This window comes from Panacagrimonas sp. (assembly GCF_965216805.1).
Taxonomy (GTDB): Bacteria; Pseudomonadota; Gammaproteobacteria; order Nevskiales; family Nevskiaceae; genus Panacagrimonas.
Genome location: NZ_CBDCGN010000003.1, coordinates 1,160,156 through 1,172,366, shown reverse-complemented (window position 1 = coordinate 1,172,366; position 12,211 = coordinate 1,160,156). Strand labels below are relative to the sequence as shown.

Below are 12,211 nucleotides of genomic sequence, written 5' to 3'. Positions count from 1 at the left end.
CGGTTCTCAGGGCCGCGGCCAGATTGGCGGCGGTTCCGGCGGGAAAGGACGGGTGGTGTCGTCGGCTTCGGCGGCGGCAGGGACGTCGCCGGCTTCCAGGCGCCGCGACAGCCACTGGTTCAGCTGCTGCTGGTTGTCGCCGATGATGTGATGTTCCGGCGCCAGCTTGGCCGCGCGCGACAGCAACTCCGCGGCAGCCAGCGGATCGCCTTCGGCCATGCGGATCACCGCCAGGTTGTTGAGCGACACCGGATCGAATGGATTGGCGCCCAGGCGCTGTTCCAGTGAGCGCAACAGCAACTGCGGATGCGCGGGCTCAGCCTGGTTTGCCGCCGGCTGCGCCGGCAACGTCGTCGGTAGCGCCAGCACCGCCAGACAGCATGCAGTGCACCAGACCAAGCTCCGTGATCGTTTCATGCTCGGCAGGCCTCAATACTGGTAGAAGGGCTTGACCGGGTCGGGCTCGAAGGCCCGGCGCGGCTGATCGGTGAAGTAGTAGCGCAGGTAAGCCAGCGCCTGGACTTCGCGAAAATCACGCGCGTTGTCCACTGACATCAGGCCGCCCACGGTGATGCGCGGCGCCACCCGGTATTCGGTGAGGGCGTTGAAGCTGTAGGCCACACCGGTGTTGCGCTGCGACGCATAGCCGGTAACCAGCTGCACTTCCGGTTCGCCCGGCTCCGGATCGGCCAGCGATTCGGCCAGCAACTCGAGTTGTTCCTGCAAGCCGTCGAAACCGGGGTAGAAGGCAGCGCCGTCCTCGCGGAAGGTCTGAATGCCGAACGCCGCGCCCACGTTCCAGCTCAGGCGGTTGCTCACCCCTTCCCAGCGGATCGGCACCGTGATGGCGGTGAAGGTCTGCGGACTGAAATAACCGCCGTGACCGAAGGTGAAATAGCGCCGGTTGTCCTCGAAGCCGAACACCGTCAGGTTCACGCCGTAATTGATCAGCTGGTTGGCCGAGACCTGATAGCGCCGGAACAAGCCGGTACCGGCCAGGCCCTGGTAGTTGGATTCCACGTTGCGACCGTCGTAGCTGTAATAGCCGCCGTAACCGTAGACGCCAAAAGTGCCGGCGTCGTAGGCCACATCCACGCGACCGCCGCTGCGCGAGATGCCGCCCCAGGTGCGGCCCAGCAGCGGGTCCTCGGCACCGGCGTACGACAACAGGCTTTCGGTGACCGCGCGGCTGGACAGGCTCACCCCCAGCCGCAGGTTGCCGGGACTGACACCCCAGGACAGACCGCCGACCAGACGATCCTCCTCGAAGCCCAGCGGGGTGACACCGATGTCGGCCTCGAACCGGCCCAGCCGATAGCCGACCCCGACCGCGACGCCGCCGGCATCGTCGGTCAGCGCATCTTCGCCGCCGCCGATCAGCGCATTGCTGCCCACGCGCAGGCGACGGTCTCCACTGGCGACGCCGGCGTCCAGGTAGACCGAGGTCAGCGTCACCGACAACTGGCCGTAGTCGGTGTCGCGCGACGACCAGGTGACCGGTGTTTCGATATTGAACAGGCGCGACAGGCCGGACTCGCCGTCACGCGAACGCATGGCGATCTGGCCGCCGACCCAGCCGCTGGTCACCGACTCCAGCCGTTCGATGCGGCTGCGCGGATCGGTTGGCGCCTGCGCAACCCGCGCGCCGCCGTCCGCGGCCGGCGCCGGCGCCGACAGACCAGGGTCGGGTTGCAGCCACACCGGCTCGGAAAGCGGCGGCGCACGCCAGACACTGGCATTGCGCTCGGCGCCCAAAGCCGGGCTCAGCCGCATGCCGCCGACCGCCGCCCCGGTGGCTGGGGTGGACGCGGTTTGCGGTGGCGGCAGCAGGCTCACGCCGGCCGCGCGCGGGGTCAGCGGTCCGAGCGCATCGGGCGAAGTCATGGCCAGGGCTTCGGCCACCGGTGCCGGCAGGCTGCGGTCGGGCTGGCGCTCGTCGATCCATGCCAGTTGCGGGGGTTCGTCTGTGACCGTTTCGGTCTGCTCGATGCCCTCGGCGCGGCGGTAGGCCTGCAGCGCCGCGCCGCGCCGGCCTTCCTGCTCGGCCAGACGACCGGCGACGCGCCACCAGCGCGCCTCCTCGGGATCGGATTGCACACCGGCATCGACTTCCTGGCGCGCTTCGGCCAGGCGGTTGCCGGCGAGCAAGGCGTCGATCAGCCCGAAACGCGCGTCCTGGTTCTGCGCATCCCGATCCAGAACGCCGCGATAAATGCTCACTGCCGCGTCGGTGTCGCCGGAGTCGGTGAGCAGGCGCGCCAGGCCCATCTGCACCCGCGGGTCTTCCGGATAGCGCGCCAGGGCGTCGCGCAACTGCACGTAGGCGGCGCCGGTATCGCCCTTGACGCGCTCGCGATCCGCCAGCTTGACGCGGTAACCCACCACCAGTTGATCCAGTGCAGCCTGATCGTTGGCGTCGAGCACGCCGCGCTCGGCCAGATCGCGGGCGACCACTTCGAACTCGGCATCCTGCCCGGCGGCCAGCAGCAGCGCGGCGTACTGGATGCGCGCGGCCGGCTGCTCCTGGGTACCTTCTGCCGCCATCGCACGGCGCATCGACGACACCGCCCGCGCCGGGTCCTGCAGGTCGGCCCAACCACCGGCCATCGCGGCCAGCAGTTCGGGGTCGCCGGTGGCGGCGGCCTGGGTGTCGGTGACGATGCGGTAGGCCTCGCCGGGCTGATCGCGACGCATGGCCAAGCGTGCACGCGCGAGCTGGTACTGCACCCAGGCGCGCCGCTGCAAGGCGATGGCGTCGGGGCTGCGCTCCGCTTCGGTGAATGACTGCAGGCGATTGAGCACTGCCGCCCAGTCCTTGCGCTCGGCGTCCAGATAGGCCTGCGCCAAGCGCACTTCCGCCCGGTCGCCGTGGGTCGCGGCGAGCCCGTCGAGCAGGGTTGCGGCTTCCTCCGACTTGCCCTGCGCGCGGTAGACCTCGGCCAGATCCAGCCGCACCCAGGGATTCTCCGGGTGTTGCAGCAAGGCCTCGTCGAGGATGCGCTCGGCGTCGCCGAGCCGGCCGTCGTTGCGCGCAACCACCGCTTGGCGTCGCAACTGTTCGGCGCGGATGCGATTGATCTGCGGCTGCAGTTCCGGTGGCAGGTGCGGGGCGATGGAGATCGCGTCGTCGTAGCGTTCGGCGCGTTCGAGGATGGTCAGCAGGGCCGCCAGCGCATTGGGATTCTGGCGATCGTTCTGCAGCACGCGCCGCACGATGGGTTCGGCCTGTGCGTCCTGGCCCTGCCGCAGCAGCACGTCGACATAGGCCATGCGTACGTCATCCGGCACCTCGGGCGGCGGCGCGGCGAAGGCGGCGGCATATTCGGACTGGGCAGCGGCGTAGTCGCCAGCCTGCCGCGCCGTTTCCGCCACTTCGGCCCGCGACCAGAAGGTTGCGGCGGTGCGCGCCTCGCGCCAGCGGCCGGCGGTCCCCGGCGACTGCTTGGCGGCCTGTTCCAGCAGTTGCCGCGCTTCGTTGTAGCGCTGCTGGCGCAGGCGCACCACGCCCAGGCCGCCAAGCGCGTCGGCGTTGCGCGGGTTGCTCTTGAGCAGCGCGGCGAACCCGCTTTCGGCACCCGCGAGATCACCGGCGTCGACGCGCCCGAACAACTCGCGGATGCGCGCGCCATAGGCTTCGTCGGCCTGGGCGTCGCGACTGGAACGCAGCACTTCGAGCTTCTCGATCACCGCGCCGTCGCGGCCGACGGTTTCGATGTAGCGCTGGTAGCTCGGCGCATCGGACGGACGTGCTTCCAGCCAGATCAGCGCCTGGCGCCAAGCCTGGCGCGCCGAGGTACCGACCACCGGATCGCTCTGCAAGGCGGCCAGCCGCTCGATGCCCTCGCGGCGCGTGGTGGCGCGATAGGTCAGGTGCTTGGCCAAGGCCAGGCCGACCTCGGCATCGTCGGGTCGCGCCCGGTGCAGCCGGCGCATGCCGGCCAGCGCTGCGGTCCAGCCCTGCTCGGTGGCGCCCAGGGTCTGCAGGTATTCCAGCGCGTAAGGCCCCTCGGCCGGTTCGCCGCCCAGGGCCTGGCGATAGGCCTCCACCGCGGTGTCGTAGTCCTCGCGGGCGGTCGCCTCGCGGGCACGCTTGAGCGCGGCCGGATCGGGTGCGGTGGCGGATGCGGCGGCGCGGTCGCCGGCCATGTAGGCCTCGGCACCGGCCAGCGCACGCGAACCGGGCGCGGCCTTGCGCAGGCGTTCCAGATAGGCACGTGCGCCCCGGTGTCCTCGGTGCGCGCCGACAGTTCCACCAGTCGCGCCAGCGCTTCGGCGTTACCGGGGTCGGCGACCAGCACGCGCTCCCAGGCGGCCTTGGCGCGCTCGTCCTGGTTGCGCCCATCCCAGAATCGGCCCTGTTCGACAAGCGCCTTGAGCGCCTCGGGATCGGCCTGGGTCAGCGCGTGGGCCGGGCCGGCCGCAGCCAGCAGCAAAGAAACGGTGAGCAGCAGGTCGCGCCGCGGGCTCATGGCAACTCCAGGCGGCCATCCGGGCCGAAACGAAAGCGGCGCTGGTCGTAACCTTCGCCGAACAGAGACAGCACCTGATCGTAGTAACGCGCAGGAACCCCCAGCAGATCGCCGACCCGGGCCTGCGCCAGGCGCTGTCGCGCGGCTTGCGCGAGGTCGGGTGCGTCGATCGCCGCAAAAAACGGAACCAGCGCCGCATCGAAGCCGGGCGGCGCGATGCCCACCGGTGCGCGACCATCCGGATACCAGCGTTCTGGCGGCCGGCCGATGGCACGCACCAGTTCGGCATACGGCGCCAGCGCCCGGCGCAGTTGCTGCGCTTCCGGCAGTTCGTCCGGTCCGAAGCCGGCCCACAGGTAGACGCGAATGGCGTCGTAACTGCCGGCCCCGCCCGATTCGGTGTCCAGCCGCGGGCCGACCTCGGTGAGCAGGAACCAGTCCGGCACGCGGCCGCCCGGACTCAGGTCCGGCAGCAGGCGCAGGTAGCTGTCCAGCAACGCCTGCCAGGGACCGTCGGGTTGGACACTGGCCAGATACTTGAGCTGAAACGGCGGCCAGTAGCTGGGATTCAAGCGCAGCCCGGCGGCCGACACGAAGCCCTGTGGTCCCGGCAGCAGCACGGTCTCGGGTCCGGCGCGCTGCACTTCCTGTTCGGCGATCCGGTCGAGCAGCGCCACCGCGGTGTCGTGCAGGTCGCTGCGGCGCCACAGCCGGGCGGCTTCGAGCAGCGTGTAGGCCAGCCACAGGTTGGCATCCGCGGCCGGATTCGGATCGAGCACGCCCCAGCGCGCGTGCTCGTCCAGCCCCCACAGCCAGGCCGGCAGATGCTGGGACAGATCACCCTGCGCCAGGTTGTTCTCGGTCCAGGTCAGGATGCGTTCGAAGCGGTCCCGGTCCTGCGCCACCAACGCAAAAAACAGGGCATAGGCCTGGCCCTCCGAGATGCTGCGCGCCTCCGTGGTCCAGTCGACCACGCGACCGTCGTTCTGCACGTATGCAGAAGCGAACTGCTCCCAGGCCGGCCAGTTGGAGGCCCAGGCCGTGCTCGGTAGGGTCATCGCCAGGCCGATCAACGACAGCCAGCGCCACAGGCGGGGCCGACGCCGACCCGGTCGCGGCGCCCGCACGCGAGTCGCCGCGGCCCGGCCCGAGACGGCAAGGTGGCGGGCCGGCACCGGGATCACGACGGGCGCGCGGGCTTCAGCCGGGCCGCGGCGCGACGGCGCAGCAGGTAGTACAGGAGCAGCACCGCCAGGATCGCGAACAGGATCGCAACCGGCGCCATCAGGTAGGGCCGCTGGCCCAGCCATTCGCGCAAGGCGATGTAGAGGCTCAGGCGACCGATACCCCACTGGTCGCCCAGCAGATATCCGCTGACCCCGTCGGCGCGGATCAGCGATACGTCGCCTTCGACGAACTGCCGACGCTCCGGATCGATCAGCACCCGCGCGACCTCGGCCAAGGCGATGTCGCTGCCGGCGGTCAGCCACACCGCAGAGCGGTCGCTCCAGGGCGACCGCGCGCCCAGGATCAGGCCCAGTTCGCTGCCACCGCCGGCCAGGTCGCGCTGCGCGACCCAGGCACGGAAGCCGGCGCCGGTGGACATCGGCCGCAGTTGCGCGCCGTCGGTGGACACGATCAGCGGCAGGTCCTCGGCCCAGATCACCGGCAGGTCCAGCTCGCTTTCGCGGCCGACCAGGATCAGATCGCGATCCGCGTAGGTCTCGGCGGCGCCGATGCCGTCTACCGCGACCCGCAGGCCGGGCGCGCCGGTGGTCTGGCCCAGGTGCCCCGCCAGGGTCAGCGCCGCGCTCAAGGCATCTTCGTCGGGCTGTTCCGGCAGCAGCAGCGCGGTCTGGCCAAGATCGGAGGTCAGCGAGAACGGCAGGCCGCCATCGCGGAAGCGTCCCAGATCGGGCCAGCGTGCATAGCGCCCGTGGCGGGTGAAGCTGATGGTGGAATCGGGGTCGATGGAACCGCCGATGGACTGCGGCAGAAAATGTTCGCAGGGCTCGTTGCTGCGGCGCAGAAACTGGTACTGCAGGGTCAGACGGTTGCGCGAGGCCAGCCGATGCGCCGGCACTTCGATGTAGGTCTGATCGGAAACCTGCTCGTCCTCGGCACCCAGCGCCTGACCGGCGCGCGGCAACAGCACCGAACCGATGAACGCCTCGTTGGTCAGCGTGGTCATCGACGAGTCCGGCGCCACGCCGGGGCTGTAGCGATAGCGCACGTCCACCTTGGCGCCGTCTTCCTCGAAGAAATAAACGTCCGGCGGCAGACGGAAGTCGAAATTCATCGGCCCCGGATTCATGCCGCGCACGCTGGTCTCGCCAATGCTCAGCTCGCCCAGGCGCGCCTTGAGGTCGGGATTGACCCAGCGCGGCGCCGTGCCGCGCGCCGGCGGCGGCGGCAGTTCCACACTGCGGACCTCGGCGACCGCGCCGTCGAGGTTGAACGCACCCAGTGCCAGCGCCTGCGCCGCCTGCAACAGACCGGCCGCGTCGGGCGCTTCCAGCAGCAGCAGTCGCGAGCCGGGATCGGCTGGATGCACCACCACCCGAATGCGCGGACGATCCGGCATCGGACCCAGGTTGTCATCGGCGAAGTCGCGGCCGCTGCGCAGCACCAGGCCGTGGCCGATCGGCAGGCTGCCGATGCGCACCGGGAACTCGGCGCCGCGGTAGTCGGCCTGCGCGCCGAACCAACTCGCCGCCACCGCGGCTGCGCTCATGGTGTCGCGATCCGGCTGTCCGGCGAAGCTCACCGGCAAGGTCAGGCGCCGCGGATCGTTGGGGTCGAAGAACGGCCGCGGCAGCATCGCCAGATCCGCCGGCAGCGGCAGCGCGGCGAGCGTCAGCTCCAGTTGGGACTGGTCGCTGATGATGCTCCACAGGCTGGTGTGGGTGGGGTCTTCGCACTCCAGCGTGTAGTGCATGGGCACGTCGAAGCGGATGCGGTTGAACTCCTGAAACAGGCTGGGATTGATGTCGATGATGCGTTCTGCGCCGGGCGCGTCGTCGCGGCGCAGCTCGAAGGTCGACACCACCTCGTCGTTGATCAGGGTGGTGACATGGCTGAGCGTCTCGATCAGCGAGGGCGAGTGCGCGTAACGCAGGCGCAGTTGCGCCTTGGTCACCACCTGGTCGCGACGCAGACCCAGGCCGACGCTGGACTGGCCCAGGATGGTGCTCATGCGCATGGGGTACTGCACGCCCAGCTCTTCAAAACTCAGCACGCGGCGGGTTTCGCCGGCGACGCGGTCGGTGGTCAGCACCGGCGGCAGCGCGCGCACCGGTAGTTGCAGTTGCGGTGCGTCGATGACAGCGGCGCTTGCAGGGTTTGCGTCCTGCGCCGCTGCCGGCTGCGGCGCCAACACGCTGCTCGCCGCAAACGCGCCGGCCGCCAGCGCCAGCGCAAAACTGGCGGTGCGCTCACGCGCGCCGCTACCCCGCTTGAGTAACAGTTGCTTCACGACCCACTCCCAGAATTTTCTCGAACCGGATAGCGAGATCCGGAAGATATTGGCCAGCGAATTCAGCGGCCGATCCCGCACGTTCTGATCGCGCCAGTCCACCCAGGCATCGGCACGCCCGAACAACGACTGCGTGAGGCTGGATTCCTCGTCCAATGTCAGCGCAGCGAATTCCATGGCCACCAGGTCTGCAGTGGTGCGGCGGATGCTGGCCGGCAGCCACATGGGACGGCCGGGAGACTCCAGCGCCACTTCCACCGCCTGGCCGGGCTCGAACCATTCGCCGGGGATGGCGCGGATGGCGATGCCTGCGGTGGACAGGTCGATCGTCATCGTCGGCATCACCTTGGCATCCCCGGCGCGGCGGAGCTGGACCTTGAGTTCATCCTGCACGCGCACCGCGGAACGCACCTGGCGCTTTTCGCCGGCCACGCTGAGCGCCGCACCCAGGATGATCAGGTTGTAGGTGGCCCAGCCGAGATTGAGCAGCACGGTGCCGACCTTGGGGTCGTCGGCAAAGATCAGCCGCAACACACCGGCGATCACGCCGGCCATGTTGAGCAGGTACAACAGGTAATAGGGCTTGGCGATGTCGCCGTCGAAATAGTCGCGGTCGACCATGCCGCCCTTGGCCGTAACGTTGAACTTGCCCAGCTTGGGATTGATCAGCGCCAAGGTGGTGGGAAGGATGATGAAGGTGGCCAGCACCGTTTCGTACACCTCCGCCCACCAGGAGTGCCGGAATGCACCCTGCAGGCGCGAGTTGGCCATCACCGCCAGCACCAGATGCGGGAAGGCATAGGCCAGGATCATCAGCGCTTCGGCACGGATGATCTCGGCGCCGAACAACAGGAAGGCCAGCGGGCTGGTCAGAAAGATCAGACGCGGAATTCCGTAGAAGAAATGCATCATCGCGTTGCTGTAGCACAGCCGCTGCCCGAGCTTGAGCCCGTGCGCAATCAACGGATTGTCCAGCCTGAAGATCTGCGCCATGCCACGCGCCCAGCGGATGCGCTGGCCGATGTGCGCGGATAGCGATTCGGTGGCCAGGCCCGCCGCCTGCGGGATGCCGATGTAGGCCGACTGCCAGCCGCGCTGATGCAGCCGCAGCGCGGTGTGGGCGTCCTCGGTCACCGTTTCCACCGCGATACCGCCCACCTCTTCGAGCGCCGTGCGCCGGATCACCGCGCAGGAACCGCAGAAGAACGAGGCGTCCCACAGGTCGTTGCCGGCCTGCACCAGGCCGTAGAACAGCTCGCCTTCGTTGGGCACCTTGCGAAAAGTGTTGAGGTTGCGCTCGAACGGATCGGGCGAGAAGAAATGATGCGGTGTCTGCACCAGCGCAATGCGCGGGTTGGCGACGAGCGTGCCCATCGTCATCTGCAGGAAGGAGCGCGTGGGGATGTGGTCGCAATCGAAGATGGCGATGTATTCGCCATCGGTCTGCTGCATCGCGTGATTGATGTTGCCGGCCTTGGCGTGCCGGTTGTCTGGCCGCGTCATGTAAAACGCGCCGGCCTCCCTGGCGAACGCCTCGAACTCCGGGCGTCGGCCGTCGTCGAGCAAGTACACGCGCAACTTGTCCTGCGGCCAGTCGATCTCCATCGCCGCCAGCACGGTGGGGCGCACCACGCCGAGCGCCTCGTTGTAGGTCGGAATGAACAGGTCCACCGTCGGCCAGTCTGCGGCATCGTCAGGCAGCCGCACCGGGCGCCGGCTCAGCGGCCACAGCACCTGGAAATAGCCCAGCAGCAGAATGACGAAGGCGTAGGTTTCCGCCACCAGCAGACCGCTGGCGAGCACCAGATCGAACAGGTTGTGACCCTCGCCGATGGGCAGGGTCTCGGTGAAGCGCCAGTACAGATAGCGGGTCGAGAACGCCAGTGAAAGCGCCATCAGGAACAGCGAGATGCGCCGCGACTTGTGGCGGAGCACCAGCAGCGCCACCAGCATTGCAAACGTGCCGGCGACGAACTGCCACATCAGGTTCATCGGCGTCACCGCGAAGCCGAACAGGGCCACGCCGAGCAGGCTGAACGGCAGGATCAACGCTGCCGCAGCCAGCTTGTCCCAGGCGCCGTCGCGCCCGGAGTCGGATGCTGGAGTCATCGATCAGTCCCGGCTGCGGATCAGGCTGACACGAGGTCCCGGCGCGCGGCTGAGCCGCTCGAATACGTCCCGCAGGGTGCTGGGATCGGGCTTGCGCGGCGCACTGCCCGGCTTGGGTCGGGTCGGCAGCGCCAGTTTCAGCGAGGTCTTGCGATCGGCGCGGCTGGGCGCTTGCCGCAACAGGCGCCCGAACACCTCGCCAACGTGCGGGTCGACCTTGCCCGCTGGCGCGGCCGGCGGCAGACGGGTGACCGGCGTCGCCGTCATCGTCTTGGTCGGCACGATCACGGGTACTGCCGCTGCCGGCGGCACCGGCGTGGGGACTTCGGGCGCCGACGGTGTGGTGGCGACGGAGTCGAAGTCCGGCACACCGGTGTCGTGCTGCGGTCCGCGGTCGAAACTGCGGAACTCGAACGCGTCGACCTTGAGCTGCTGTAGCAGCCGGGAAACGTCGTTGTGTGACTTCTTCTGTCTCGAATCGCTCATGGTCGCTTTTCCCGTAGCGCGAAACCCCGGAACAGGCCGCCCCGGCGCGCTGCCGTGTCTCAGAAATGATTCTCGTGCATCAGCCGGAAGCGCAGCTCGCGACTCCGACTGTCGGTGTTTCCGACCTGCCTCAACTGCAAACGCTCTTCGGCACCGAGCTGGCGCACCCAGGTGCTGTACAGACCCTCGAACAGCGCCGGCGCCCAGGCGGCGCTGTCTTCGCCGAACCAGCTTTCCAGCGGCGCGTCGCCGTGCACGAAATCCACCGAATCCTCGTGCTGGTCGATACGCAACCAGCCCCAGTCGTGACGCGCCAGCAAGCTCCTGGCCGCGCGCTCCAGATCGCCGATGCGGTCCACGCCCTGCAGCGGGTTCTCCTCTGCAATGCGACTGCCGGCCAAGTAGAACAACGACCGCAATTGTTCGGCGCCGACGTGTTTGACCAGTTCCGCCGTCACTGCTGCGAACATCGGCAGCGCGCCGGCCTGGCGCGGGCGATGTCGGGCCAGAAAAGCTTCGGCTTCGAGGGGTGCATCCATGCAGACGGTTCTCAAACAGGGCGAGCGGATTCGGGCGTGCCCGGACCGCCGGTGGATAGAGGTCGCCACAGGCAACCCCCAGGGGTACCGGGACGTTGCTGCCGAAGCCTAACCGATTGGTCAGGTACGACCGGCTGGTCCGGCGGCAGCGATTTTCGTGCCAAACTTCTGCATCGCTGCGATGCGCTTCGATATGGACCACGCCCCGCCCTCGTTCCGATCAACCGAACGGTAACGCGCAGGGCCCCGCAAGTCCGCACCGATTCCTCACCAAACCCTCACGAAATTCTGACGGGACGCCCGACGAGGCCAAGCGTTGGTGAATTCGGCGACCGTAGCAAGGCTTGATCGCCGCACCCATGCTCGCAGTGACTTGGTACTTGTCGAACGTGCACGCCAGCACCCATCAAGCCTGCACGAGGAAGCCGGATCTTGCTCGGTTGCCCCCATTCCTCATTCGGCCAAAGGAACCACCCGCACCGGCTCCCTGTCCGGCGGCGGAAGCACCGGCACGTGAGGCCGCAGCGCACGCGGGAAGCGCCATTCCACGATGCCGCTGACCACGGTGTAGGCGTTGTCGCTGGAGGCCTGGTAGTAGTCGGCCCCGACGCCCAGCGACCAGTCCGGGGTCAGGGCGTAATGGATGCCGCCGCCCAGCGCCCAGGTGAAGGAGTCCTCGTCCAGCTTGGCCCGCTGGTCGCGGCTGTCCAGGGTATCGCGTGTCTGGGTGATGCCGGCGCCGACGTGCGGGCTGACAAACCAGCGATCGTTGAGGGCGTGGTGATAGCGCAGGCGAACCAGGTAGGTGTCGCCGTATCCCGTCAGAAAGGGCTCGGCCACATCCAGCGCCGCCTGCAGATCGTCGCCGCCCACCGAGCCGCTGAACTCGACCTGTTCGTCGGCGCCGGTGGTGTAGGACAGCTCCAGACCCAGATAGCTGTTGAGCGCATACCCGACCCAGAAGCCGTAGCCCACCGACTCGCTGTCGTCGCCGATGGGTTCCAGGTTGAAGCCGGCGTCCTGCAGGGCCCGGTTCAGCCCCCCCTCGTCGAAGTCGGTGAACAGACCGCCGACCATGGCCCCGCCATAGAGGCCCCCCGCGTCAGAATAGTTGCCGCCTTGATAGGACCATC

General features: G+C 68.6%; 6 protein-coding genes and 1 pseudogene. All 7 read right to left on the bottom strand.

What is annotated here, in order from left to right:
• Positions 1–6: 6 nt before the first annotated feature.
• Entirely contained in the window at positions 7–417 is a 411-nt protein-coding gene (locus ACOOHP_RS18335; RefSeq protein WP_420467925.1) for a hypothetical protein, read from the bottom strand.
• A 12-nt stretch (positions 418–429) separates the two neighbouring features.
• A complete protein-coding gene (locus tag ACOOHP_RS18330; RefSeq protein ID WP_420467924.1) occupies positions 430–4,146 on the bottom strand; it encodes a cellulose synthase subunit BcsC-related outer membrane protein in 3,717 nt (1,238 codons plus the stop codon).
• A gap of 319 nt (positions 4,147–4,465) precedes the next feature.
• A complete protein-coding gene (gene bcsZ, locus ACOOHP_RS18325) occupies positions 4,466–5,596 on the bottom strand; it encodes a cellulose synthase complex periplasmic endoglucanase BcsZ (RefSeq protein WP_420467923.1) in 1,131 nt (376 codons plus the stop codon).
• A 53-nt stretch (positions 5,597–5,649) separates the two neighbouring features.
• Positions 5,650–10,053 (bottom strand): UDP-forming cellulose synthase catalytic subunit, encoded by a 4,404-nt coding sequence (gene bcsA, locus ACOOHP_RS18320; protein ID WP_420467922.1) that lies wholly within the window; start codon positions 10,051–10,053, stop codon positions 5,650–5,652.
• 3 nt (positions 10,054–10,056) lie between these two features.
• Positions 10,057–10,539 carry a hypothetical protein gene (locus tag ACOOHP_RS18315; RefSeq protein ID WP_420467921.1) on the bottom strand — a complete coding sequence of 161 codons (483 nt, stop codon included), beginning with the start codon at positions 10,537–10,539 and terminating at the stop codon, positions 10,057–10,059.
• Between the two features lie 59 nt (positions 10,540–10,598).
• Positions 10,599–11,078, bottom strand: coding sequence for a cellulose biosynthesis protein BcsD (gene bcsD, locus ACOOHP_RS18310; protein ID WP_420467920.1), 480 nt, complete (start codon positions 11,076–11,078; stop codon positions 10,599–10,601).
• A gap of 453 nt (positions 11,079–11,531) precedes the next feature.
• A pseudogene (locus ACOOHP_RS18305) lies at positions 11,532–12,167 on the bottom strand (outer membrane beta-barrel protein); the annotation flags it as partial.
• Positions 12,168–12,211: the final 44 nt, after the last annotated feature.